The following is a 26084-nucleotide window of genomic DNA, read 5'->3' on the forward strand; positions in this document are numbered from 1 at the left end:
ATATTTGTAGATCTGAAAAAGTCAGAAAAGGAATCCGCAGCGGAAGAATCTTCAGAATGGCGGGCATGTCAGCTGAGATATACCCGCCATCCTATGCACTGCCCCTTTGTCGGGACATGTGCAGTCTACCAGTCATGGGTAAACTTCCACGCCGCCAATGCCGCTAACCATGCCTTCCCGGGTTATGCTGTAGTAAAACTCTTTACTAAAGTTTGCGGGGAGGATGTCATGGCCACGCTCAAGGAGGTCGCGGAACGGGCCGGAGTGTCGCAGAGCACGGTGTCGCGCTTGCTGAACGACCCATCGTTCTCCATCAAGGAGGAGACGCGACGGCGCGTGCTGCGCGTATGCGAGGAGCTGGGATACCGCAACGTGTTCCGTCCCGCGATCGCTGTGCTGGACGCCCCTCCGTCCGGGGAGGAGCTGCAGGACGCATACTTCTCCGATCTGCGGAAGGTCCTTGCGGAGTGTGCGGAGTCGATGGAATTGGACCAGCCCACGTTCATCCGGTCCATACACGAGCTGACGGAACGCGCAGCGGAGTTCGATGGGTTCATCACCGTGGGCGCCACGGTGTTTCCCGAAACAGACCTGCGCGCCCTGCATGCGGCACTCCCACATGGCGTGTGCATCGACACGAATCCGGCACCGCACCTGTTCGACTCCGTACGGCCCGATCTGTCGCAGACGATGCTGGATGCCTTGGACGCGATGATCGCGGCGGGCCGCAGACGCATCGCGTTTCTCGGTGGCGTAGGCAGCATCATGGGCACGCATGACTATCCCGAGGATATCCGCGAACTGTCGTTCCGCCAGTGGGCTGCGCACTTGGGATTGGAAACGGACGGATTGGTGTATTCGTCCGGCACGTTCACCGTGGAGAACGGTTATCGTCTCGCGGGGCAACTGGTGGCCGATCATCGTGAGGCCGGCAGCATGCCCGATGGTCTGATCGTGGCCGCCGACGTGCTCGCGGTGGGGGCGTTGCAGGCGTTGAACGCACTGCGCGTGGCGGTTCCCGACGAGTTGGCCGTGGTGAGTGTGAACAACCAGTCAATCGCCCGGTACACGTCGCCGTCGCTGAGTTCGTATGCGATCGATCAAAGGGAGTTGGCCCGTATGGCGTTCTCCACCTTGATTGATGGGTTGAAGCATGAGCGGCGGGTGCGTCGTCACATCCTGCTGACGACCGAGCTGGTGCCGCGCGCAAGCTTCGTTCCTCAGGTGTAAGACGTCGTCTCGAAGACGGGCGGCACCGGCGTCGATTTTGCTGGAAGGAATTTACTTCACCTGGCGGCCGGCGCACCAGACGTGTTGGGCGGTCCAGTCGGTGGGGTCGAGGAGGTTGAGGTCGGCGGCGTATCCGGGGGCGACGAGGCCGAGCGGAGTGCCGGTGACGGGGTTGACCCGGTCGAATCCGAAGGCGCGGGCCGGGGTGAGGGTGGCGGCCTCGACGGCGGCGACGGGGCTGAAGCCGAGTTCGTTGACCGCGCGCTGGACCGCGACCTCCAGGGTGAGCGTGGAGCCGGCGATGGCGCCGTTGGAGACGAGTCGGGCGTGGCCGTCGATGACGTTCACGTCGAGTTCGCCGAGCTTGTACGCGCCGTCGGGGCAGTCGGTGGCGGCCATGGCGTCGGTGACGAACGCGATGCGGTGGGGCGCCAGTCCGAAGCCGAGCTTGACCATCGGGTTCTGGACGTGGAAGCCGTCGTTGATGAGCTCGATGGTGACGCGCGGGTCCTCGACGGCGGCCGGGATGGGGCCGGGTTCGCGGTGGTGCAGGCCGTTCATCGCGTTGAACATGTGGGTCATGATGCCGGCGCCCGCGTCGAAGCCGGCCTGGGCGGTGGCGTAGTCGGCGTCGCAGTGGCCGACCGCGGGCACCACGCCGGCGGCCGCGAACTGCTTGATGGCGCCGATGCCGTGCTCGAGTTCGGGGGCGATGGTGATCTGGCGGATGCAGCCGATCTTGCCGGCGGCGGGGTCGGCGCCCGAGGCGTCGAGCATGCGGTCCACGAGTTCGGGCACCGGGTCCTTGAGGCAGTTCGGGTCGTGCGCACCCTTGCGCTTCAGGGCGAGGAACGGGCCTTCGAGGTGGCAGCCGAGGATGTCGGGGCGGGTGGCCATCTTCTCGCGCACGGTGCGGATGTTGCGGCAGATCACGTCCATCGGGTTGGTGATGAGCGAGAGCACCTGGCGGGTGGTGCCGTGCACCGCGTGGCCAGCGCGGGCCACGTCGATGCCGTCGGGGCCGTCGTCGAAGCTCTTCTCCCAGGCGCCGTGGGCGTGGATGTCCACGTAGCCGGGCGTGAGGATGCGGCCGGCCGCGTCGATCACCTCGCCGGAGCGGGAGGCCGGGTCGATGCCGACCGTGCGGCAGGCATGCTCGAACGCCTCCTCGCCGCTGCCGTCCGCCGTCGCGGCGCCCGTGCCCACGATCACGCCGCGCGCGTCCGAGACCACCCAATATCCGCTTTGCTCGCCGCGGGCATCCACCTTGCGCGCCCCTCGGATCGCGACCGGCTTGGCCTCGCCTTCCAACGCCGCGGTCACGCGCGCGACGATCTCGTTTCTGTCCTGCGTCATGATTTCCTTCCTGTATGCGTTCGGGCTCCTTCTTTGCGGAGAAAGAAGGAGCCCGAACCGTTCGATTGCCGATCAGATGCCCTGCCAGGCCGGCTTGTGGGCGAAGGCGTAGCGGTAGTAGTCCTTGTGGCGCAGGCGGCTGGCGGCCTCCTCGTCGATGATGATCGTGGCGTGCGGGTGCAGCTGCAGCGCGGAGGCCGGGCAGAACGCGCTCACGCCGCCCTCGACGGTCTCCTCGATGGCCTCGGCCTTGCCCGAGCCGAACGCGAGCAGCACGAGGTGACGGGCCTTGAGGACCGTGCCGATGCCCTGCGTGATGCAGTGGGTCGGCACCTGTTTGATGTCGTTGTCGAAGAAGCGGGCGTTGTCGATGCGGGTCTGCTCGGCCAGGGTCTTCACGCGCGTGCCGGATGCGAGGGAGGAGCCGGGCTCGTTGAAGCCGATGTGGCCGTCGGTGCCGATGCCGAGGATCTGCACGTCGATGCCGCCCGCGGCCTCGATGGCCGCGTCGTAGGCCGGGCCGGCGGCGGCGATCTTGTCGCCGTCCTCGAGCGGGGCGCCGTTCAGCACGTCGCCGGGCACGTGGACCTTGGTCGGGTCAAGGCCCAGGGGCTCGACGACCGTACGGTGGATGGTGGAGTGGTAGGACTCCGGGTGGGTCAGCGGCAAGCCCAGGTACTCGTCCAGCGCGAAGCCGCGCACCTTGGAGACGTCGATGTGCTCCTCATGCACGATCTTGGCGAGGGCCTGGTAAGCGGCCAGCGGGCTGGAGCCGGTCGCGAGTCCCAGCACCGCGTCCGGCTTGGCCTTGATGAGGTCCGCCACGCAACGGCCGTAGATCTCGCCGGCCTCCTCCTCGTTCTTGACGATGATCACTTCAGCCATGATTGATTGTCTCTTTTCTGTGGGTGTGTTTTGGGGAATATGCACGGGCGGCGGCATGGTGGTGCATGCCGCCGCCCGTTGCTGGTCAGATGAGTTCGAGGTTCACGTCGAGGGTGAGCGGCCTGCCTGCGGGCAGCTGGTAGGCCGTGTGGACGGGGGCTCCCCAGGAGTCGTCTCCGCCGACGCCCATCTGCGCCGCGAGCAGACGCAGGTAGTTGTGGCGCGGGGCGGGCAGGTCCTCATGGCGGCGCGCGGCTTCGATCATGTAGGTGTTCCATGGCAGCAGGCTGGCCGTGAAGTGACGGTCGCCGCGCTGGCTGACGCGCAATCCGTGGCCTTGGATGTCGGTGGCTTCGAGCCAGCGGACGTCCTCGTGGCTTCCGGTTTCCTGCACCATGAGATACGGCGCCATGCTCGCCTCTGAGGTGGTGTCCCAGATGCCGAGCTTGCCGCCCTGCTTGCGGTCGCGGTAGGTTTCCTCGGGGCCGGGTCCGTAGTAGCGCAGCTGCGTGTATTCGCCGGGCAGTTCCCATTCGACACCGAACGCGGGCAGGCTGGCGGCGTTGGTGACACCGCCGGGGTATTCGACGGTCAGTCGCATGCGCATGTCGGACGTGATGCGGTAGGCGACCGTCACGGGCGTGTGGCCCGGGTCGGCGAGCTCGTACCGGTATTCGGCCGTGAGTCCTCCGTCGTCGGATTGCGTGATGCTCGTATCGGTCACGATGGCGTAGCGGCCGGCCGCGAACCATGCTGCACGGTCGAATCCGGAACGGTTACCGCGGTCGTTGTCGGTCAGGGAGCGGAAGGTGACGAGTTCAGGGCGACGGATGACCATTTCCCGTCCGTCCCGCGTCCAGGAGACGATGCCTCCCTGGGTGCGCGATAGGAGGATTTCCTCGTCGTCGCGGCGGATGCCCGCGTTCCACCGGCCGAGCGTGACCGTCGCGCGGCCGTCGTCGTCATAATCGGTCTCGGTGATGTCCCGTTCGGGGTTGAGGGTGCCGGTAAGCTGGCCGAACGCGAGCTCGTAGCCGGCCGGCGCCCATGCGGTGGCTTCGGCGAGCAGGAGATCGACCTCGTAGGTGACCTCGCGCGTATTCCCGTCCGTGTCGATGTCCGGGAAGGCGATGTCATGGCGTTGGGTGTCTCCGGCGGCCACGTCGAACCGGTAGTCGGCGTGCCAGATCTCGCGCCCGTCTTCGAGGAGCCGTGCGGCGAACACGTAGCTGTCGGTGCCGATGAACAGGTTGCGGTTCTCGATGGTCACGCCGTGCCCGTCGGGGGTGAGCTTGATCGGCGAATACAGCTGCTTGACCTCCTGCGCCTTGGGGCTGGGCGTGCGGTCGGCGAACACGATGCCGTTGCCCACGAATTCGTAGTCGGTCGGCCGGTCGCCCCATTCTCCGCCGACGCTGAGTCGTTCGCTCCCGTCGGGCAGGCGCTGGACGAGCCCCTGGTCGATGTAGTCCCAGATGAACCCGCCGGAGTAGCGCTCGTACTGTTCGAGGTCGATGAACTCGCTCAGGCCGCCGCACGAGTTGCCCATGGCGTGCATGTACTCGCAGCTGACGAACGGCTTGTTCGCAGCGCCACGCTCGTCGCCGTGTTCGAGCCAGTCGCGGATCTCGTCCGGCTTGGCGTACATACGGCTTTCGAAATCGCTGATCCCATCATAGGCGTGGTTCCAATTGACGCCTTCGTAGTGGACGGGACGGCCCGGGTCGAGCCGATGCGCGTGCATGCTCATGGCCTTGAGGACTTCGCCCGCGTAGGATTCGTTGCCCAGCGACCAGACGAGTACGCTGGGATGGTTGCGGTCACGCATGATCATGCTGTCCAGTCGGTCGATGCATGCGCCCAGCCAGGCCTCGTCGTCACCGGGAACGGAGGTGCCCACGGGGATGTCGCCGGGGCTGTTCCAGCTGCCGTGGGTCTCCAGGTTGGTCTCGTCGATCAGATAGATGCCGTATTCGTCGCACAGCTCGTACCAGCGTGACTGGTTCGGGTAGTGCGAGGTGCGCACCGCGTTGATGTTGTGGCGCTTCATGAAGCGGATGTCCCACAGCATGTCCTCTTCGGTGACGGCACGGCCGCGCCGGCAGTCGAACTCGTGGCGGTCCACGCCGCGGAACACGAGGCGCTTGCCGTTGAGCTTGAGGACGCCGTCCTCGATGGCCACATGCCGGAAGCCGATGCGGGTGCGCGCGGTCTCCAGAACCTTGCCACCCGCGTCGAGCAGGGTGACGGACAGTTCGTACAGGTCCGGGCGTTCGGCGCTCCAGGGGGCGGCGTCGTCGATCTCGGCTTCGGCGTGCAGCGTTCCGGCCGCTTCCGTGGCGGTGCGCCAGACGATGGTGCCGTTCTTGTCTCGCAGCGCGAGGTCGGCCGTCGCGGCGTTCGTGGCGCCGTCGATCAGCACGTCCAGCGAGAGCGATCCGATTGACGTGGCAGGCTCCCAATCGGCTTCGGCGTGGATGTCGGAGACGTGGGCGGCTGGTCTCGCGTTGAGCTCGACGGAGCGGAACAGGCCGTGCAGCCGCCAGAAGTCCTGGTCCTCCAGCCAGCTCGCGCTCGAATACTCGTAGCAGGCGACCGCCAGCACGTTGCCGTCCTTCCTGACGACGTCCGTCACGTCGAACTCGCTGGGCGTGAAGGAATCCTCGGCGTAGCCGACGAACGCGCCGTTGAGCCACACGTAGATGGCGGTGGCCGCGCCCTGGAAGGTGAGCGTCACCGTGCGGCCCTCGCGGATGGCCTGGGCGACCGCGCCCTCCGCGGCGAACTTGCGTCGGTAGACCGCCACATGGCCATGCTCGGGGATGGCCGGGGCCTTTGGGTCCTCGTGGCCGTCCCACGGGTACTGCACGTTCACATACTGCGGGTCGAGCAGTCCCGCGGTCTCCAGATGTGAGGGCACCCGCACGCGGGGGAACGACGAGTCGTCGAAGCCCGGCGCGGCGAACAGCGGCGACACGTCGCTGATCCAATCCGGCCCGTCGCTCGTCCCGTCGGGGAAGCTGTTCGCCGGCGCCGTCTCGACGCGGACCCGCCATTCGCCGTCAAGGCTCTGCGTGAGATCCGTGCCCTCGCCGCCGGAGGGGGCGTGCGACCAGCACGCATGGTCGGAATGGGCGTCGAGCCGGTGGACCGCGTACACGCGCGGGTCGGCGAGCCATGCCGTCGTCGGCATGGACGGGGAGACGATCGGATCGCCGTTCTTCCGCTGATCGTCGGTTGTGTTCATGATGTCCTCGCTTTCGCATCGGATTGCGTCGCGTCGTTGCCGCCGCAGTGCGGGAGCCTTCGAATGTGACTCCTTGCACAACGATGATAAAGATATTTACTAATTTACGCAACTTCTTGCGCATGCCTCGACGGTGACTGCGAGGACCTATGCAAATCCATTGATTGCAACGATAATTCGACTACTGCGATGTCTTTTGCCCGCGCGTTGCGTCGAATCGACGAACGCAATTCGTTGGCATTGCTTGCGACACGCGGTAAAGTTTTTTACTTTTTCGAGAAAGTCCTATACTCGCGTCTTGCGGGATCGGAGCTGTTCCCGCGCACGGATTCTTTACAGGTCGCAAGGAGGCCACCACACCATGAGCGGATCCACCACACAGCGCACGGCGACGCCCGGACAACCGCAGGCAGCGCCCGCGAGGAACATGGGCCAGAAGATCGCATACGCGTTCGGAAATCTGGGACAGGCCGCGTTCTACAACACGATGAGCACGTTCTTCATCACGTTCGTGACCACCGCGCTGTTCATCGACGTGGACAAGACGCTGGCCGCGCGCCTCATCGCGGTGATCACCGGACTCGTGGTGGTCATCCGCATCGCGGAGATCTTCCTCGACCCGCTGCTCGGCAACCTCGTGGACAACACGAACACCCGCTGGGGCCGGTTCCGCCCCTGGCAGTTCATCGGCGGCCTCGTGCCCGGCATCCTGCTGATCATGGTGTTCACCGGCCTGTTCGGCCTCGTGGACGTGAACACCGGCGTGTTCATGGTCCTGTTCGTCATCGTGTTCATCCTGCTGGACGTGATCTACTCGCTGCGCGACATCTCCTACTGGGGCATGATCCCCGCGATCTCCTCCGACTCGCACGAACGCAGCACGTACACCGCGCTCGGCGCGTTCACCGGATCCATCGGCTACAACGGCGTCACCGTCATCGTCGTGCCCGTCGTCAGCTGGTTCACCTGGAAGTTCACCGGCCAATGGGAGCAGGGCCGCACCGGCTGGGCCGCGTTCGCCATCATCATCGCCGTGCTCGGCCTGCTGACCGCGTGGAGCGTCGCGTTCGGCACCCGCGAGAACCAGGGCGAGCTGCGCGCCAAGGCCGAGGCCAACGGCAACCCCATCGAGGCGTTCAAGGCCATCGCCCAGAACGACCAGCTCCTGTGGGTCGCCCTGAGCTACCTGCTGTACTCCGTGGCCAACGTCGCCACCACCGGCGTGCTCTTCTACCAGTTCAAATACGTGCTCGGCGCGCCGGACAGCTTCTCCATCGCCGGCGTCATCCCGGTCATCACCGGACTGGTCACCACGCCCCTCTACCCGGTGCTCAACCGCCGCATCCCGCGCCGCTGGCTGTACACCGCCGGCATGGCGTTCATGATCGCCGGCTACACGCTGTTCATCATCGCGCCCATGAACCTGCCCGTCGTCATCGTCGCGCTCGTCCTCTTCTACCTGCCCGCGCAGACCATCCAGATGACCGCCATCCTGAGCATGACCGACTCCATCGAATACGGACAGCTCAAGACCGGCAAGCGCAACGAGGCCGTCACCCTCTCCGTGCGCCCGATGCTCGACAAGATCGCCGGCGCGCTGTCCAACGGCATCGTGGGCTTCGTGGCCGTCGCCGCCGGCATGGTCGGCAACGCCACCGCCGCCGACATGACCGCCGCGAACATCCGCACGTTCAAGACCTGCGCCTACTACCTGCCGCTCGCAGGCATCGTCGCCAGCCTCGTCGTCTTCCTCCTGACCGTCAAGATCGACGAGAACATGCACGACCACATCGTCGAACAGCTCGAAGAACGACTCGCCTCCGAGGAAACCAACAAGCAGTAGGGCCGAGCTGAGGGTGCGGATGTTCGGGAGGAGGGGATTGTCATCTTTAGATGACAATCCCCTCCTCCCGAACATCCGCACCGGTTATCCTGCGGTATCTTCTGTACCAAGAAATGCACCGCGCATTTCGGCTTTCACGAGGAGGTGAATCATGCAGGATGAAGCGTTCATGATTTCCGAAGTAAACGATCCCGATATCTGCACCGCATACCGCGTTGGTGGCGGCTGATAAAAGGATTATGGCGGGCTCCTTATCAAAGGAGCCCGCCGTTCTTATTTGAAGAAAATAGAAGGCGAGAAAATGAAGATAAAAATAAGAAGCGGTCATGAAGTTCTACCGCTCGATTCGAAAACATCCATTATCGGGTCGATGACATCGGGATTAGCTCATCAATTCCCTGATCCAGATAATGAAATCGCAGCAGTCATTAACCAAGTCCTTAATGGTGAATATGACCTGGACGATGCCGTCGAACGTCTCGCCAATCTGACTCATTATACCAGAACGCAATCCCTGAATATAATCCGTGAAATTGAAAGAATGGGACACCTCGAAACCGTAGAGGAACCGACAACCTTAAGCGATGAAGAGAAACAAAGATATTCGAGGAGTAGCCGCTATCTCTCCTGGATCAACCAAGGCGAAATCTGCGGAAACTGGCATTTGCAAGAACTGCTCAAACAGAAGAGGGTAGCTGTTCTTGGGCTAGGCGGAATCGGAAGCGGCGTAGCTTACCACTTAGCGGCATCAGGGGTTGGACATATTCGAATTGTTGATTATGATACCGTCGAACTATCCAATTTAAGCCGTCAAATGCTGTTTGATGAAGAGGATATTGGCGCACTCAAGGTGGATGTTGTAAAGAATAAACTGCTTCATCTTAACCATAATGTTGAAGTTGATGGCGTTCAGCAACATATCCGAGGCAACAATGATATTATGAAACTGATAGACGGAATGGATTTCTTTTTCTGCTGCGCTGATTCTCCGGAAGAAATTACGGAATGGGCTAATAACGCTGCACTGTATACGAATATTCCATGGATATCTTGCAGTTATAATGGTCCGATCGTTCAATGTGGCATATATGTCCCCTGTAAGACCGGTTGTTTCAGGTGTCTGATTGAATCAGTGACGAAAAAACTGGAATTGAAGCATCGTTCATCTGCGTATATGCATTTCCAAAGGGACGTGAACCCTGTTTTTGGGCCCATTGCACAAATATCCGCGGCATTATCTGCATATGAGGGAATCCGATATCTTCTTGACCTTTCCCCGCAGAGTGTCGGACGGATAATACATGTCAACATGTATAACTATTTCGACTCCTATGTAATCGATGTTCCACAAGATTGCCATCATGCACACATAGCGAAAGCGCGTGGATAAATGAACTCATTATGGAAAATGCCGGATTATCGTCATTGGTTCATTTCAGATACCACCGATGTGGTTGCAACGAGTCTACGGCTCTTTGCCATACCTTTGGTGATAATCTCCATGACGAAGTCAGAGTTCATATCTGGCATCGTAGTCACATTGGTGTCGGTCACGACTATGATTGCCACACCAATTGGCGGCGCTATTGCCGATCGTCGTAATCGACGGCGAATGATGATGCTTCTCGGAGTCATAGGTGCGTCTCTCTCTGTCATTGCCGTCATTTTGATCTGTGTCGGAAATCAGATATCCACATGGATGTTTATTGGAATTGTCATTTTCTTTGCATTGAACTCCGGATTGTTGTGTCCATCAAATAATGCGATACTGAAATCCATTGTTCCTGTTAAACTTTTCGCAAAATCCCAGGCAATACGCGAAACTCGCGAATCCTGCGTTGGAATCCTGTCAGGAGCCGTTGGCGGTTTCTTCTACAGACTTTCTCCTTGGGGTCCTTTTGCTGCATGTGGAGTCATGCATATTATCAGTGCTATCTCAGCGAAGAAGCTTTCAAACCCAACAGTTTCTGTGGAAGATAATGAGGATGAGTCATTTATTGAAAGTTTGAAAAATGGGTTCGTATGGGTGATGTCCAGCTCCCGTTTTCGTAGTTATCTGGCCTTTGGTGCAGTTTGCAACATAGCTTGTACCGGAATTATTATTGGCACACAGCTTATGCTGGCGGCAAGAGGAACGGATCCGATTCTGATAGGTCTAATTGACGGCGTTATGGGAATAGTGATGCTCCTAGGATCATTGTGTGCGATGAAAATCACCGAAACGCTATCTCCTGGATTGATTGCAACCTTAACGGTAGTCTTATTTGGAATTTCCCTTGTCCCGATGATTTTCACGGATAACTATTATGTTATTCTTGCATGCGTTTCATTGGGAGGTTTCCTGTTTCCAGCTTGTAATTCTTCACTCCTCGGCTTCCTGTACGGGCATACTCCGAATAATATGCAAGGGCGGGCGGATTCGGTAATGGAGACCGTATTGTCCGTTTTCAGTTCATTTACACCGGCGCTCGTTGGTTGGATATTGGAATCGCCGTCCGGTTTTACCGGAGTGGTAATTCTTTGTGTCACATGTTCTGCGGTATCTATGCTGATCACTCTAGGAAAACCACTTAGATCCATTCCGCAAACGAAATTCTGGGATACGACCACTTTGTAGAGTGTTTGCGTGCATAGTGAATAAATGTTAATTCGAACGGTTCGTTCGCATAAAGAAACCATCAATCCTTCAACGGGTATAAAAGTGGGGCTGCACTCTGACGAGTGCAGCCCCACAAATTTCCGCCGGGGAGAGAAGAAGGAAGAGAACCGGCGGGGTTCCGGCCAGATTGTCGTCCGGCCGGAAGAATCATCGCGGCAGAGAGCGGTCCCTGCCGCTTCGGTCAGACCACGGATTGCCCGCCGGGAACCGGATTGGCGGTTTCGACGGCATCCGCGTCGGCGTTCTCGGCATCGACGGTTTGCATCGTGCCGGAGTGGCGGCCGCCGGCGTTGTTCCCGCGCCTGAACCTGCGGGCGGCGACCAGTCCCACGCCGACGGCGAGCAGCGTGATCGCCGCGGCGATCACGCCCTGGATGGCGGCGCCGGTGTGGGCGAGCCCGGTCCGGTAGCCGTTCCAGTCGTCGGTGTTGCTGACCACCTCGGTATCGGGGCAGACGAGCCTGCCGTCGATCGTGACCGCGTCATCGGGTGCGGACGTCTCGTCCTTGCCGTCGAACGGATCCGGGTCGGAGACGACGCATTCGATCAGAGGCGTGCCGGTGACCGTGGCGCGGTCGGTGTGATGGTCGGTCACGCCCTTGAGGACGCCCTTGACCTCGACGCTCTCACCGGGCTTGAGGATGCGGCTGTCCCAATCGGCGGGGTATTCGAGATCGGTCACCCGGCCGTCGCCGGCGACCAGTTGGTCCTTGAGATTCAGGTCCTTGGTGCGGTACCATGCGCCCTGCTTGGTGTCAGGGTCGGTGGTGCTGGTGTTGGTGATGGTGAACACGATGCGCGTGTCGCCCTGCATGGCCAGCGCGTCCTTGACCTGATCGCGGTCGCCGGCCGGCCAGCCGGAGGCCTCGTCCCATTTCTCGATCTTCAGGCTCGGTGTCATGTCGGGCGTGTGCGTCTCGACCTGGTTGGAAGGCCGTTTGGTGCCGTTGAGGGTTTCGTCGAACCGGTTGGCGATGTGTTCTCCGGTCTTGACGCGCTTGCACTGGATGAACGCGGTCCATGCCTGCTCGCTTTCGTCGTCGCCGCTGACGAGGTCGAGCATGCGCTGGGTCGCGGCGACGGTGATCACGCCCTTGTCGTCCTGCGCGAGGGTGAACAGTTCGCCGCCGTATGCGCCGGCGTCGAAGCCGCTGCCGGCGATCTTCACGCCTTTATGGGCGATCACCTTGCCCTGTTCGGTCAGGTCGCGCATGGCGTACACGGCCCATTGGCCGGTGTACTGGTCGTGCTCGGTGTCGAGCGGGTCGGTGATGCTCCAGTCGGTGACCTTCTGGTAGGCACGGTGAGCGGGCAGCACGGAGCTGTCGAGACGGTAGAGGAACAGGCTGTTGAGGTACACGCTCCGCTTGTCGATGGATTCGCCGTCCACCTTCACGACCACGTCCTTGGACGGGTTGACGGGTTTGAGGGGGTTGGCGACCTCGTTGGTGTCCTTGCGGGTGTCGTTGACGACCTGCGTGGCCTTGTTCTTCACGATATGTCCGTCGGTGACCTTGATGACGGTCATCGGCAGGCTCACCTCATAGCTCGTGCCCAGCATCGACTGGTCGATGGCCGGCTCCTTCAACGGGTCGTGGTCCTTCTTTTCGGCGTATTCCTTGAGGTTCTTGGGCTGGGGGTCGCCCTTGATGGTCTCGCCGGTGGCCGGCACCTTCGTGTCCGCGGTCTTGGCGTACACGTAGGCGACGCCGTCGATCGCCGCGATGTTGAACTTCGCGGTCACATCCTTGCCGGTCGCGGTGTCGGTGACCTCGATGCGCTTGTCGTCAAGGGAGAGATATTCGTCGTCCCAGTCATCGGTCATGCCGAGCCTCCAGACCTTGTAGGCCTGGTTGGTCTGCTTGGCGTCGATGGTCACGCGGTAGTAGATCCGGTCGCCCAGCAGCGCGGTCTTGCCGTCGATGCTGATGGACGGGTCGGCCTGGGTGTCTTTCTTCACCGGCGTGAAGTCGGGCGGCTCGTTCCACACCCTGTTGCTCGGGGTGACCATGTTGTTCAGTGTCAATGCCCACTGGTTGCCGATCTTGGTGTCCGTGGGCGCGTCCTTGGCGACCGTGCCCTCGAAGCGGACGATGATGCGCGGGTTCGCGCCGTTGCGCCAGTTGGTCTTCACGTATCCGTCGGAGAACACGAGGCGCACCGCGTGCTGTCCGTCGTTCCACTGGGTCTCGTACTCGGTTTTCGGGATGAACTTGCCGGTGGACAGGTCGGTGACCTCCAGGGTCTGCTTGTCCACTTCAAGATGCTCGTCGTAGGTGTCGGTGACCGCCACCTCGCTGACGGAGTACGCGAGATTGCCGGGCAGGTGGGGCTGTGTCTCCAGACGGTATTCCACGCGCTGGCCCGGGTAGACGACCCTGCCGTCCACGGACGCCTGGTCGCCTCCCTGCGAGGATTCGCCGACCACGTCCTTGACGACGGGCGGTATGTAGCCGCAGATCTTCGGTTCGTTCGTGGGGATGGTGTGCGTGTTGACGGTCTGGGATCCCTTGTTCGTCAGCGCCTTGCCATCCGGCGTGGTGCAGAACGACAGTTCGTCGCTCGACTGCTTGCCGAAGTCGTCGCGCACCTGGCCCGCGCCCTTGCCGTTGGCATAGGACGCCTTGCCGGGAATGAGCAGCGTGACCTGCTTCGCGGTCTTCAGCCCCTTCAATCCCTCGCGGTAGGCCTGGCCTGCGGTGGCGGTCACCGTGGTGCCTTCCATCGTGATCGTCCACTGGCCGGTGACGTCCCTGCCGTGGTTGGCGATGTCGGTGACGCTGGACTCGCGATCGGTGCCGGCATCGGCCTCGTACACCTTGATCTTCGACTTGTCGTCGGCGTCGAACAGGTAGTCGGCGGCCGACCAGTCGTCCGTGAGCGTCAGAGCCTCCGGGGCTTGGATGAGGTTTTTGGCGATGGTGCCGTTGACCACCGAGGCGACCCGGTCCCCGTCCAGAAGCGTCATATCGTCGGCGCCGGTCTGGTTGGTCTCCTTCGGGTCGATGACCGCCTCCCATTGGCCCTTCGCGTTCAGGCGGATCCAGCTCTTGTCGGGATTCGGCCGCCACGTATCGAACTGTTTCGTTCCGGCGTCGGCCTCGGGCTCGTGGTTCCACTTGCCCCACGCATGGTCCCTGACCTGCTGGAAGTCGGAGGGCTTCGACACGGTCATGTCGAAGCTGAATTCGTAGACATGGTCCATGGGCATCTCGCCCTTGTCCGCCGAACGCGCGGCTGACACCGTGTTCGATGCCTTGTCCCAGTTGATCTCGAACTCGCCGGAAACGTCGCGGTTGCCGTCGGTCCTGTCGATGAGCCTGTAGTTGTCCACGGAGTATTCGACGCCGTTGGGTTCGATCACGTCGCGGAAACGTATCTCGTAGCCGCCGCGGCCGGTGCCGTACGTGATGGTGGTGCGGTTCGTCATCCGGTCGGCGCTCACGCCGTCCTCGATTTTCTTGACCGGGGGTTCGGGCGGCACCGAGCTCACCTTCCAGGATTCGGCCGGGTCGCGGTCCGCGGTGTCCACGGCCGCCTGCATGCGGCCCTGCTTGGGCACCTGAATGTCGATCCAGTACGAGCCCTCGGCCCAGTATTTCATGCCGAAATCCTTCGGCGAGGCGAGATTGTCGAGCTGGGTGTCCCCATTGCTGGAGAAGCTGATCGGCTTGCTCACGCTCTTCGCGGGCAGGTAGGGGCCGTTCTCGTAATGGATGATCGCGGTGCCGTTCAACGTCTCCTTGATCGCGGAACCGCCATTGTCTGCATGGATGACGTCGCCGATTGGGTCGGTGGAGCCGACCTGCATGTCGGTCTTCTGCTTGTGGCTGGTGGTCACGTTCAGCTTGTAATCGACCGGCGGCTGGTTCTGCGCCAGCACGATCACGCGGAACGAGGCGTTCGGGTTGGAGTTAATCGACTCCTGCGCCAGTGAGTCAACGCTGCGCGTGCCGAGCTTGTCCTTCCACGTGGTCGAGGTCGAATACTTCTGACCCTGATACGTGTAGTCGCCCTTCGCCTCGGCCTTCCACTGTGCCTCCCAACGGTTCTTCGCGTTCGAGCTCACATAGCTGCCGTTGAACGAACCATCCGCCAATCGCACATAGCCCACAGCCACCAGACGGCAATCCGCGTTCCCGTCACCCGTATAGGAGCGTTGGCACTCATCGATCGCGTCGCTCAAAGTCTTGTTCATGTTCACGAACTGGTTCTGCCCGTTTGCCAGATCGGACGACAGACGCACCTTCGCGTCACTCAACGCCGTCTTCATGCCATCCAGCGTGGCCGGCCACGAATCCTTGTAGATCCAATGCACATCGGCCGTCTGCGTCGGACCGCCGCCCGAACCGCCACCGTCCTCGCCGGAACCGCCGCCACCGTTATCGGCCAACGCGACCGGAACCAGGCAGGCCAGCAACGCCGCGGCGGCGGTGATCGACGCCACCACGCCGGCGCCCTTCTTCCCGAACCTCATACGAAATCCTTTCCCACATACGACAGAAGCGCCCCTCTCCGGGAAAGGGAGGAGACGGGGACTCCAGAACCCGCCTCCTCCCGGGTCCCTGGAAGAAAAGCACGCCCGCAAGTCCGACGGCCGGCCGCCGGACCCCGAACGCACCATCAGCATCGCCCCGCATCGAGCGACGCTGCGGCGGACATGTGACGAAGATTGGCAACCCGTTCACGGATGAAACATGACGCGAATACTACATTTAGTGCATCGCTCTGCTTTGGATACTAGATGTATGGAGTGTTCTGTATCTTTACGAAAGGCGATATATTCGCTACAATTAGCGATGTTAAAAGCCACCATTGCCTCTCACTGAAGCACACTAGGGTGGCATTTTTCTTATCGGAGGAACGATGGACGAGAATGATACTCCACAGCTCCGCCCCTATCCGCAGCATCCGCCGAAATCATTGGATGATTTATCGGCCAAGCTTATTGACAACGGTTTGTCCGGAATAAGTCGTGAGCTGCTTGAGCGCCGAATCGAGCAAGTGGGATACTTCCGGCTGAAAGGGTACTGGTATCCGTTCCTCACCCCGGTATCGGAGCAGTCGGCGAAGCGCTCATTGCCCTTCCGTCAAGATGTGCAATTCAAGGATATCTGGGATAGATACCTGTTCGATCAGGAACTGCGGATGCTGGTATTCGACGGCATCGTCACCATCGAGATCTATCTCAAGAGCTTCCTCGCCCATGAACTATCGGTATTCGGCGGCGAATTCGGCTACATGACACGGGAAGGACTCCCGGGGTTGAGCTATGACGACCATCTGGCTTGCCTTTCCTCGTTGCGTTCGACATTCACCAAATCAAATCTTCCGTACCTCAGGCATTTTCGGAGTACCTACAGCGATCCGCTGCCTCCGTATTGGATGATCGTCGGATGCCTGAGCTACGGAACACTCAAGGAGAACTTCTACCAAGGAGCGCCAGACCATATCAAGAGAAAGCTGGCCACCAGGCTGCATATCTTCAACCCCAACCCGAATCCCGCCGTACGCGGCGACGCCAAAATCCTCTCCAATTGGCTTGAGACTATCCGGCAGGCCCGGAACATGACCGCGCACCACGATCGCTTCTGGAACGAAACCAGCACCCGCATAGCGCCGAAACTGCCGAAGCATCGCAGCGGATCCCATGCAAAGGGTTGGTGGGGCAACGATTGGGATATCTTCCGTAAGTCCTCCGGCCCCGCTGCATTCCTCACCATGGAGAACCACCTGACATCCCAGATCGACGGACCCGCATGGACAGAGAAATTCATCTCCCTCATGGACAGGTACCCTCAGATTCCAAAGTCTGACATGGGATTCCCTGACGGATGGAGGGTGTCGCCGCTGTGGCGAGTCGATGGCTCAGTTCATTGACGGGGCATCCTAATTGCATAAATGGGAAACGCGCGCCTTTCAGGGACGTGGATTCAAGGAATTACCCGTCCCTGAAATGATAGGCGACAGAAACATCGTCTTTATTTGACGATGCGAGTGATTACATAGGCCATAAGACCTGCGATGACGGTGACGGCGGCAAGGAGCGCCAGTCTGGTTTCGTGGCGTTCCTTGGCCGCCATGTCGGCTTGTCGGTTGGCCAGGGCTTCGGCTTCGGCGGCGATGCCGCTGGCGGCGATGGCAGCGATATGCGCGCTCATCTGGTCTTCGAGCGCGGAATCCTCGCTCGTGCCGTCGAAGATCTCTTCGTCTTCGTTATGGTTGTCGTTCATGGTTCTACTCCGTTCCTGATTGTTGGATTGTTTGCTTTCCCGATTGTTGGCTTGCTTGATTGCTTGCATGTCCGATTGACTGCATGCAGTCAAGTTTGATTGTTTGATTGCCTGCATGCGGGCTTGTCTGCTTGTCAGCTTTCGTTTTGCCCGGCGAGGATGGACATGCGGGCGGCGATGAGCGCGTGGCGCGCGATCTCCAGGTAGAGCTGGTGTCCCTCGCCGTCGCCCCAGAACCGGTCGAACTGTTCGGTCGGCATCATGCTGGCGGGATCGAACCCGTTCCACACGCCGCCGCAGAACACCTTCGCCGCCGCGTTCACCTCCTCGTTGGATGGCATGCCCGGATGCCCCTCCGCGGAGTCCGCGGCCGCGCGCATCTGCGCGCCGAACACGCGGGCCTGCAATGGCGAGAGCGTGTACGCCAGTCCCGCCGTGGAGCCCGCGGGGAATCCCGTGTTCACGCCGAGGGTGATGACGTGCGCCTCCTCGCCGATGCTGATCCGGTCGCCGAGCACGGAGACCTCCATCGAATAGTCCATAGTGTCTCCTTTCCGCAGACGCGCCGGCTTGCCGGATCGCGTCTGCATGTTTGACTGCCTGAACGTTTGGTTGTTGGCTTGTTTGCTTGCTGGATTGTCGGATTGCTTGATTGCTTGATTGTCTGACGGGTCACGGCTCGTCGTCGCCGTCGAGCCGGTCGAGCTCGCGTTCGATGGCGTCGCGCAGGAGCTGCTGCATGGGCAATCCGTGCGCGGCGGCCGCGGTCTTGAGTCGGGTCTTGAGCGACACGGGTATGCGCAATGAGAGCATGACCAGTGGTTCGCCCGTGGCCTTGGAGGTCTTGTTCTGCTGGCGCAGCACGTCGTCGAACGGCACCGGCCGTGCCAGTGGCTGGTAGTTGCCCTGCATGGTCTCACTCCTGCTTTCCGGCGATCTGCTGGAGTTCGGTGACGAGGTCGCGGTATTCGCCCAGCTGGTGCGGGTTGGTGCCGAGCGAACGCTTGTAGGACTGAGCCTTCGGCACGATCGTGTCGAACCGGGGAGTGTCCATGGCGTTGAGGGCGTCCATGGTGTCGCGGAACGCCTTCGTGTTGCGTTCGGCCTTGACCAGCAGCAGCGCGGCTGGCGTGCTCATCCTGGCCATGTCGAGGGTGCTCCATGCCTGCTGGAGGTCCATGGGCGAGTCCGACGCCGGCACGATTACGAAGTCGGCGGCCTTGATGGCCATGTCCAGGGTCGGCCCCTGCGGCGGCGCGTCGATGATCGCCCATTCGTCCGGGTCCGCTCCCGAGGCGAGCTGACGGAGCGTGGCCTGGTTGGCCGGAAGCACGTCGAACGTCAGCGGGTCCGCGGTCTGTTCAGCGGCGGCGGCCCACAGGCTCGCGCTGGACTGCGGGTCCGCGTCGTACACGACGGCACTGCCGCCCCTGGAAACGATGACCGAGGCGATGTAGATGCTGGACGTGGTCTTCGCGACCCCGCCCTTGGCGTTGGCTATGGCGATGCGCATTCGTTCTTCTCCTTTGCGACTGCCGGCGATCACGCGAACCTGATCAGTCGGCCGCCTGATTGTCTGCTTGTCTGATTGCTTGGATTCCTGCTTGTTTGAATGTTTGATTGCCTGACGGCTCATGCGGGGCGGGGCGATCGGCCGTCCTGCCCCGTGCGCGCAGGCGTCGTTGCTGGCGTTCGGCGCTGGCCTCGTCGGTGGCTTCGTCGAACACGTTCCGGTGGGCGCGTATCCAGTCCGTGAGCAGCCGCCAGCGTTGCGGCCACGGCAGGCCGCGGTCCCGGCAGGGGACGCCGTCGGCTTCGGCCATGCGCGCGATCCTGCGCCGGTCGGTGCACACCTTGCCGCCGTACACGCCCCATTCGAGTCCGCCGCTGGCCGCGTAGGCCAGGCATTCGGCGCGTACCGGGCATCGTTCGCACACGGCCTTGGCGACCGAGTGGAACGCCTTCGCGTCGCCGGGACGGTGCTCGAACTCCAGCGACCACAGGTAGTCGGACCATGGTTGCGGGAAGTCGCGGCATTCGCCGGCCTTCTTCCACGCCTCAAGACGCTGCCCGTCCCCGCTCATGGCCGCACCGCCTCCGCCGGCGCAACGGCTTTCGTCTTGCGGTGCCCGGCGACGTCGTGGGTGGCGTGGTTGCGTTTGTCGTACGCGCATACCGGGCACGCCTCCTGCGAGATGGCGCCTTCGATGTGTTCCTGGCACAGCGAGGTGCGCAGCAGCGCCGCCCCGTAGATCGGCACGCGGCTTGCGGACGACGAGCTGACCGGTATCGCCCGGTTGGGGTCCTTGACGACCGGCAGCGGGGCGTCTGGCGCCCGCTTGCCCGTCGGATCGGGATGGGTGAGCATTTCCAGTCGCAGCTGCACGTAGTTCGCGGCGAACCTGACGCCGCTGGTGAGCCGGAGAAGCCAGTAGCGGTTGCGGTACGCCCAGTCCATCGTCGCGACGATCTCGCCGTACGGGCGATCGATCAGCAGCGAGTGGATGGCCTTGCGGTCGGCCATGGTCGCCGGAACATCGAACCTCTGGTCCACGGCGAGCATGCGCCGGCGGATGCCGTCGAGCACGCGCACCTCCTGGCCTGCGCGTTCCGTGACCGGCTCGGGCAGCTTGCCGGGTTCGGGCACCCATAGCGGGTTCCTACAGCCCCTGGGAGGCAGGGCCTTGCCCCAATCGGTCGCCGGAACGGGTTCGGTCTTCGTGGGGGCTTGTTCGGCGTTGAGGGGAGCATCCCCGAAGGGGATGAGGGGAGAATTGTTTATCACTTGTCTATTGGGTGACTTTCTGTCCAAGATTCCGGGACAATTTGTCCTCGGCTCCACGCCCTTCGGTTCGGGTGACAATCCGTCGGGTGACAAATTGTCCTTGTCTGGATTCGATTTTCCGTCGCCTTCCGCCAGCGCGTCCAGATTCCTGGGCTTCTCCTCGATGTTCTCGGCGGCGTGGTCGCCGTCCATGACGACGTCCCACACGCGCGAGCGGTGTCCCTTGGCGATCGGCTTGCGCGTGCGCGGGTTGCGCGCCGACATCTCCTGATCGCCGGGCCTGATGTAGCCCTTGCGCTCCAACTCCTGCAACGAACGGATCACGGTGCGCTCACAGCACCCGCAGTTGAACGCGATGGTCTCCACGCTCGGCCACGCGGCGGCGCCATCGTCGTAGTAGGCGCGGCGGGCCAGGTACACCAGCACGAACTTGGTGATGCCCTTGACGTCGTCGCGCTCCCATGCCCAGTTCTCGGCTCTGCTGCTCATCGTTCGACCTTCCCGCCGTCATGCTCCGGGTCCTCTTCGCGGCGTTCGCGCAGCCTCGCGCCGATGTCGTCGCCCAGACGGGCGGCGCGGCACAACGCATACGAGAGAACGCCGCCGGACACGCACACGGCGGCAACGACCAGCCACCACATGGTTCGGCCGGTATCGGGGAAACGGTCCGCGGACGCGCGCCTCAGCGGCGCGAGCCCCGGGACGGGTGGGCGAGCATGGACAGCACATGCGCCTTCGCGATGCGCAGATCGACTTTGCCGCCGGCCCGCGTCGTCCGCCGCGCGGCGTCGCGCTGGCGATTAGGCTCGAAGACGGATGCCGGGCGAATGCCGGCGGTATTGGTAGAATCGGTCATGGCGATGACCCTCCTTCGGGGAATCGGAACGACGGGCGTCTGATCTTGGCGGATATGCGCGCCCGCGGCTCCATGGTTGTTGCCGTTCAATCCCCGCGCCGGGTTCCAGTCGGTCCGGGGATTCTCGTTTCGGGTTTCCACCCGCCATCCGTGAGATAGGCGTCGATGCCGAGCACATACCCAGGGGACAGGTTTCGGTGAATGGCCAGCCAGATCAGGTCGGACTGCTGCCACGGTATCGAGCCGTTGACCTTTCCCGCGACCGAGGATTTGGACGTACCCATCTCCCTCGCGAGGTCTCGGCAGCTCAGACCCGCCGCCGTCATATAGCGACACATCGGAGAATCCATTATTTTTGCCGTCAGTCCATTCACAATAGACAATATATCAAGAAACTTGCACAGCAGCAAATCATTGTTGTAGGATTATGTCCATCGATATTGGACAACTCCAATCTGAAAGGACTTGATATGGCAAAAATCGAACCATTGCCCGAATCCAATGGACTCGGCGACTACCTGCAGAGGGTATTCATCTGGAACGTCAACATGCAGCTGACCGGCCGCGGGATGACCCAGCAGTCACTTTGCGCGGCACTGGGGCTGAAGAGGGGCGCCGTGTCCGCGAAGATGACCGGCAAGACTTCCTGGACCATCCAGGACATCGCCGCAGTGGCGGAATTCTTCAACGTCCCCCCGCTCTCCCTGCTGGATGCGTCGATGTACGAGCAGATGATGCGCGGAATGAGCAGTGACGGAGGTGCATCTTTGGTGGCAGTGGCCACCGCCGGGTTTCCTGTGCGAGCAACTGAAGGCCAAGCTGGCGGCCTGAAACCGTTGGAAACAAAAGGCTCCGGGCCACGATACCTCGTGGAACCCGGAGCCGGTGAGTACCCCCAGAGAGAGTCGAACTCTCGTTGTCAGATTGAAAGTCTGGTGTCCTAACCGTTAGACGATGGGGGCGTGACAACTTGCATAACAATACGCAAGTCGTCGGTGCTGCGCAAATCCGGCGTGTCGTCGAGTGTCGTGTGCCGTCGCGTCTCCTGTGCGTCACGCCTCTCGTGCGTCACGTCTCCCGTGCGTCACGCCGTCGCGCGTCACGCCTTGCGGTAGGTGAAGTCGTGGATCACGCGGCCGGCTGCGAGGCCCTTCTTCTCGAAGTTGGTGAGCACGCGGCCGTCGAATCGCGCCGATTCGACGAAATCGGCGTGCGGCATGTCGGCCGCGAGGTCGGCGTTGCCCTTGCCGACGTGGCCGGTCGGCAGGCTCACGGTCACGTCGCCCGCGTTCCGCCAGCCGTCGAGCCCGTCCATCACCTCGTGCACGTGCAGCGCGTAGTCCTCGATGTCGGTGGCGATGCGCCACACGCCGCCGTCCGCGAGTGCGCGGCGCACTTCGCCGGCCAGTTCCGGCTGCACGATGCGGCGCTTGTGGTGCTTCTTCTTCGGCCACGGGTCGGGGAAGAACGTCCAGACCTCGGCGGCCACGGACGCGGCGGCCGCCTTGAACAGCTCCGGCGCGTTCACCTGCGCCACGCGGATGTTCTTCAGTCCGCGCTTGCCGGCGAGCAGCAGCGTGTGCGCGACGCCGGGATCGTAGACCTCGAGCGCGAGGAAGTTCGTGTCCGGCCTCGCCTCGGCGGCGGCGACGATGTTCTCGCCTTGGCCGGAGCCGATCTCGATGATGAGCGGATTCGCGTTGCCCCACGTGTCGCGCACGTAGTCTGCGTCGAACGCGAACCCGTCGCGCACGTCGAGCGAGCCTTCGCCTGCGTTGATGTCGAGCAGGTAGTCGTCGGCGTAGTGGTCCCATGCGCGCTGGAGCCGCGCGTCGAGGCGGCCTGAGCGGCGCACGAACGAGAGGACGCGGTGCATCGGGTGCGCCGGCGCTGCCGCGGCCTGCGGCGTCGCCTCCGTCGTGGCGTTCGCCGTGTTCGTGGCCGTGGCGTCGCCGTCGGTGATGCCGTCGTTCGCGGCGATGTCGTCCGTCATGTGTGGTCCTTCCTGTGTCGTCTTCCGTTGTTCCATTATTCACCATGATTCCGTACGATTGGAACGGTTCGATTCGACGAAACGCGTGTGTTCGCTCGTGTGCTGTGTTATACTCAAATTGTTCGAAAATATAACAAATGTGAGCAGAAGCGAACAGTGGTTCGCGCAGTCGAACCGCACGCCGCAAGGCTCTACAAGGCAATCGAAAGGCCAGATATGACAGTTCTCGTCACTGGTGGGTGCGGCTACATCGGCGCCCATGTCGTCCACGCTCTGCATGAGGCCGGCGAGAGGGTCGTCGTCGTCGACGATCTGAGCTACGGCAAGCCCACCCGCATCGAAGGCTCCCGCCTCTACGGCATGGACATCTCCGCGCCGGGCGCCGGCGAGCGTCTCGCCGAGATCCTCGACGCCGAGGACGTCGACGCCGTCATCCACTTCGCCGCCCGCAAGCAGGTCGGCGAGTCCGTCGAGAAGCCGCTGTGGTACTACCAGCAGAACATCGGCGGCATGCTCAACGTGCTCACCGGCATGACCAAGTCCAAGAAGACGAAGAAGCTCGTCTTCTCCTCCNCCGCCGCCACCTACGGCGTCCCGCCGGTCGACGTGGTCCCCGAGGACGTCGTTCCGATGCTCCCGATCAACCCGTACGGCCAGACCAAGCTGTTCGGCGAGTGGATGGCCCGCGCCTGCGAAGGCACCTACGGCATCCGCTTCTGCGCGCTGCGTTACTTCAACGTGGCCGGCTGCGGCCCCGTCGAGCTCGAGGACCCGGCCATCCTCAACCTCATCCCGATGCTGCTCGACCGCCTGAAGAAGGGCAAGGCCCCGCTGATCTTCGGCGACGATTACCCGACCCCGGACGGCACCTGCGTGCGCGACTACATCCACGTCTCCGATCTGGCCGACGCGCACCTCGCTGCCCTCAAGTACCTCGACCGCGACGAGCGCAAGTACGACGCCTTCAACGTCGGCACCGGCGAAGGCACCTCCGTGCGCCAGATCGTCGACGAGCTTAAGAAGGTCACCGGCCTTCCGTTCCAGGAGCACGTCCAGGGCCGTCGTGCCGGCGACCCGCCGCACCTCATCGGCTCCCCGAAGCGTATCAACGAGGAGATGGGCTGGCACGCCAAGTACGACGTGGAGGACATCGTCGAATCCGCGTGGCGTGCATGGCAGGCCAACCCGGAGCACCACATCGACGTCGAGCACTGGAAGCAGGCCGACTGAGATCGTTGCCCGGTGACGGCGGCCGGCTGTGCCGGTCGATTCCTTGTGGCTCCGTGGGGCGCATCCGTTCGTCGGAGGCGCCCCACGTGCGTTTCGGTTTCGGGGTGCCCGTGGGGTGTGGGCGTTTCGTCGGCATATCGTGCTTCGTCATGTATGGAGCCCTGCACCTCAAGGTCGTGTGGGATATGGCGTAAACTGTTGCGATATAAGGCGACACGCCGTAAGTTGCATGATGCTTCGGATTGAGTAATATATTCACTCGTTGCCTCACGGAAACGCGAGAAACAACGGCCGCGTAGCTCAGTTGGTTAGAGCGCCGCCCTGTCACGGCGGAGGTCGCCGGTTCAAGTCCGGTCGTGGTCGCTAGGATGATTAGGAATCCGGTTTCGGGTTCATTGATTGTCCAATGGCTCTGTAGCTCAGTTGGTAGAGCGAGCGACTGAAAATCGCTAGGTCAACGGATCGACGCCGTTCGGAGCCACCACGGAAACCCCCGTGAGCCAAGCAATAGCAAGGCTCACGGGGTTTCGCATATCCGCCGTCACGGTCTGCATTTTTCCTCAACTCTGCATTTACTCTGCACATTCACTGGCAAAAAGGGTGTTCGACACGCCCGGTGTGGATGTTCGCAGGGTTAATGGGTTAAGGGTCAAAACGTGGGTCTTATTGGGTTAAGTAAAGAAACGTGGGTCTTATTGGTGGGTAATAGACAAAACGGGGGTCTTATCCGCAACAACCGTCGAGACGCATGCTTGATGAAACGAGTCCGTTGGTTCATGAAACGAGTCCGTTGGTTCCTGTCCGCATTGTTTCGCTGGGGAAAGCCTCGGTGAAACGATATGGATGGCGGGAGGCCCACTCGGTTCGCTGATCGCATGTAGTGAACCGATATGGTCGGCGCGTGGCCCGAGTGTTTCGCTGTGGTGATTCATGGACGTTGCATCGTGGCCACAATGATTCGCTGACGACCGTGGTGAAGCGTTCTTGCTCCCGCGTGGCCGGTTTGTTTCGCTGTGGAGAATCGTGGGCGGTGTGGTGTGGTCGGGTTGTTTCGCGGTGGCGATGCGTGACCGTTGCGTTGTGCCCGTAATGGTCCGCTGGTGGGCTGCGGTGAACCAGAGCGGTTCCGACGTGGTCGGGTTGTTTCGCGGTGGCGATGCGCGGGGGGTGTGGTGTGGCCGGATTGATTCGCGGTGATGGGCGGGGTGCAACGGTTCACGGGCGGAATGAGGCGCCGGTTCCATATAGTGACCATATCGCGGGCGTTCGTCCGAAACGTGAACCGCATGGTGGTCGCCCGGACCGCCCCGCGTTTCAATGGTGGGCATGAACGATACGAACAACGAAGACGGGCATATCGATTTCTATGTGGCGGGGCCGTTCTTCGACCCGGAACAGGCTCATAGCATGGAACGTCTCGAAGACGTGCTGGAAAGCCACGGCAAGACGCTGTTCAAGCCGCGTTTCGCCAGCCAGATCGAGGAGGTCGGGCCGGAAGGCTGCTTCGCCGACGACATCAGGGGCATCGACGCCGCCGACGCCGTCATCGCGAACCTCATGGACGAGGACGCCGGCACGATGTTCGAGATCGGATACGCGTACGCGCTCGGCAAGCCGGTGTACGGCTACCGTGACGAACTCACGCCGATGGACCGCGTGAACCTGATGGTCGCGCAGGCCGTGAAGGCCGTGTTCAACGGTCCCGAGGATCTCGCGAAATACCTTGAGACCGGCGAACACGAGGAAGTGGATTACATCCAGTTCTGA

The 26084-nt window shown here is 61.9% G+C and carries 20 protein-coding genes, 3 tRNA genes and 1 pseudogene; 10 read left to right on the plus strand and 14 right to left on the minus strand.

Going from position 1 to position 26084, the window contains the following annotated elements; translation table 11 throughout:
- The first annotated feature begins 228 nt into the window (after positions 1-228).
- Complete coding sequence (locus tag Uis4E_RS00530) at positions 229-1230, plus strand: LacI family DNA-binding transcriptional regulator (RefSeq protein WP_101621311.1); 1002 nt, start codon at positions 229-231, stop codon at positions 1228-1230.
- 51 nt (positions 1231-1281) lie between these two features.
- Here the strand turns inward: Uis4E_RS00530 and nagA are convergent, their stop codons facing one another.
- The 3 genes from nagA to lacZ all read right to left on the minus strand — a co-directional run bounded on the left by nagA (position 1282) and on the right by lacZ (position 6718).
- Positions 1282-2586, minus strand: coding sequence for an N-acetylglucosamine-6-phosphate deacetylase (gene nagA / locus Uis4E_RS00535; protein ID WP_101621312.1), 1305 nt, complete (start codon positions 2584-2586; stop codon positions 1282-1284).
- A 72-nt stretch (positions 2587-2658) separates the two neighbouring features.
- On the minus strand, positions 2659-3471 hold the full coding sequence (gene nagB / locus Uis4E_RS00540) for a glucosamine-6-phosphate deaminase (protein ID WP_101621313.1): 813 nt from the start codon (positions 3469-3471) through the stop codon (positions 2659-2661).
- An 85-nt stretch (positions 3472-3556) separates the two neighbouring features.
- Positions 3557-6718, minus strand: coding sequence for a beta-galactosidase, LacZ type (gene lacZ, locus Uis4E_RS00545; RefSeq protein ID WP_101621314.1), 3162 nt, complete (start codon positions 6716-6718; stop codon positions 3557-3559).
- A 361-nt stretch (positions 6719-7079) separates the two neighbouring features.
- Here lacZ and Uis4E_RS00550 point away from each other — a divergent pair, with 361 nt between their 5' ends.
- From Uis4E_RS00550 to Uis4E_RS00560, 3 genes are all read left to right on the plus strand, one after another.
- A complete protein-coding gene (locus Uis4E_RS00550) occupies positions 7080-8561 on the plus strand; it encodes a glycoside-pentoside-hexuronide (GPH):cation symporter (protein ID WP_101621315.1) in 1482 nt (493 codons plus the stop codon).
- A 277-nt stretch (positions 8562-8838) separates the two neighbouring features.
- The gene (locus Uis4E_RS00555) at positions 8839-9951 is read left to right on the plus strand and encodes a HesA/MoeB/ThiF family protein (protein WP_101621316.1); all 1113 of its coding nucleotides are present in this window, start codon (positions 8839-8841) and stop codon (positions 9949-9951) included.
- Positions 9952-9969: 18 nt separating this feature from the next.
- Positions 9970-11178 (plus strand): MFS transporter, encoded by a 1209-nt coding sequence (locus tag Uis4E_RS00560; protein WP_165784785.1) that lies wholly within the window; start codon positions 9970-9972, stop codon positions 11176-11178.
- Between the two features lie 223 nt (positions 11179-11401).
- Here the strand turns inward: Uis4E_RS00560 and Uis4E_RS00565 are convergent, their stop codons facing one another.
- The gene (locus tag Uis4E_RS00565; protein WP_101621318.1) at positions 11402-15697 is read right to left on the minus strand and encodes an LPXTG cell wall anchor domain-containing protein; all 4296 of its coding nucleotides are present in this window, start codon (positions 15695-15697) and stop codon (positions 11402-11404) included.
- 389 nt (positions 15698-16086) lie between these two features.
- On the opposite strand from Uis4E_RS00565, the gene Uis4E_RS00570 reads away from it, so the two are divergent.
- Positions 16087-17100, plus strand: coding sequence for an Abi family protein (locus Uis4E_RS00570; RefSeq protein ID WP_101621319.1), 1014 nt, complete (start codon positions 16087-16089; stop codon positions 17098-17100).
- A gap of 101 nt (positions 17101-17201) precedes the next feature.
- On the opposite strand, the gene Uis4E_RS00575 is transcribed toward Uis4E_RS00570, so the two are convergent.
- The 8 genes from Uis4E_RS00575 to Uis4E_RS11790 all read right to left on the minus strand — a co-directional run bounded on the left by Uis4E_RS00575 (position 17202) and on the right by Uis4E_RS11790 (position 21094).
- A complete protein-coding gene (locus Uis4E_RS00575; RefSeq protein ID WP_243394257.1) occupies positions 17202-17570 on the minus strand; it encodes a hypothetical protein in 369 nt (122 codons plus the stop codon).
- Positions 17571-17587: 17 nt separating this feature from the next.
- Entirely contained in the window at positions 17588-17995 is a 408-nt protein-coding gene (locus Uis4E_RS00580; protein WP_101621320.1) for a transcriptional regulator, read from the minus strand.
- Positions 17996-18125: 130 nt separating this feature from the next.
- On the minus strand, positions 18126-18365 hold the full coding sequence (locus Uis4E_RS12125) for a hypothetical protein (protein WP_165784786.1): 240 nt from the start codon (positions 18363-18365) through the stop codon (positions 18126-18128).
- Positions 18366-18369: 4 nt separating this feature from the next.
- Entirely contained in the window at positions 18370-18966 is a 597-nt protein-coding gene (locus tag Uis4E_RS00585; protein WP_165784787.1) for a ParA family protein, read from the minus strand.
- Positions 18967-19009: 43 nt separating this feature from the next.
- Complete coding sequence (locus tag Uis4E_RS00590) at positions 19010-19537, minus strand: WhiB family transcriptional regulator (protein ID WP_094667183.1); 528 nt, start codon at positions 19535-19537, stop codon at positions 19010-19012.
- Complete coding sequence (locus Uis4E_RS00595; protein ID WP_101621321.1) at positions 19534-20727, minus strand: helix-turn-helix domain-containing protein; 1194 nt, start codon at positions 20725-20727, stop codon at positions 19534-19536. The genes Uis4E_RS00590 and Uis4E_RS00595 overlap by 4 nt, the downstream gene beginning before the upstream one ends.
- Complete coding sequence (locus tag Uis4E_RS11785) at positions 20724-20879, minus strand: hypothetical protein (RefSeq protein WP_165784788.1); 156 nt, start codon at positions 20877-20879, stop codon at positions 20724-20726. Before Uis4E_RS11785 ends, Uis4E_RS00595 begins: the two co-directional genes overlap by 4 nt.
- Before the next feature lie 41 nt (positions 20880-20920).
- The gene (locus Uis4E_RS11790) at positions 20921-21094 is read right to left on the minus strand and encodes a hypothetical protein (protein WP_165775776.1); all 174 of its coding nucleotides are present in this window, start codon (positions 21092-21094) and stop codon (positions 20921-20923) included.
- 470 nt (positions 21095-21564) lie between these two features.
- On the opposite strand from Uis4E_RS11790, the pseudogene Uis4E_RS12375 reads away from it, so the two are divergent.
- Positions 21565-21822, plus strand: a pseudogene (locus Uis4E_RS12375) (helix-turn-helix domain-containing protein); the annotation flags it as partial.
- Positions 21823-21984: 162 nt separating this feature from the next.
- Here Uis4E_RS12375 and Uis4E_RS00610 read toward each other — a convergent pair.
- Positions 21985-22056: transfer RNA gene (locus tag Uis4E_RS00610), tRNA-Glu, on the minus strand.
- 137 nt (positions 22057-22193) lie between these two features.
- A complete protein-coding gene (gene trmB, locus Uis4E_RS00615; protein ID WP_101621323.1) occupies positions 22194-23087 on the minus strand; it encodes a tRNA (guanosine(46)-N7)-methyltransferase TrmB in 894 nt (297 codons plus the stop codon).
- A 216-nt stretch (positions 23088-23303) separates the two neighbouring features.
- Here trmB and galE point away from each other — a divergent pair, with 216 nt between their 5' ends.
- From galE to Uis4E_RS00635, 4 genes are all read left to right on the plus strand, one after another.
- Entirely contained in the window at positions 23304-24317 is a 1014-nt protein-coding gene (gene galE, locus Uis4E_RS00620) for a UDP-glucose 4-epimerase GalE (RefSeq protein ID WP_101621324.1), read from the plus strand.
- A gap of 289 nt (positions 24318-24606) precedes the next feature.
- Positions 24607-24680 (plus strand) — tRNA-Asp (locus Uis4E_RS00625).
- Between the two features lie 45 nt (positions 24681-24725).
- A tRNA-Phe gene (locus tag Uis4E_RS00630) sits at positions 24726-24801 on the plus strand.
- 842 nt (positions 24802-25643) lie between these two features.
- On the plus strand, positions 25644-26084 hold the full coding sequence (locus Uis4E_RS00635; protein WP_101621420.1) for a nucleoside 2-deoxyribosyltransferase: 441 nt from the start codon (positions 25644-25646) through the stop codon (positions 26082-26084).

Origin of the sequence: Bifidobacterium parmae (assembly GCF_002860365.1) — a bacterium.
GTDB lineage: Bacteria > Actinomycetota > Actinomycetes > Actinomycetales > Bifidobacteriaceae > Bifidobacterium > Bifidobacterium parmae.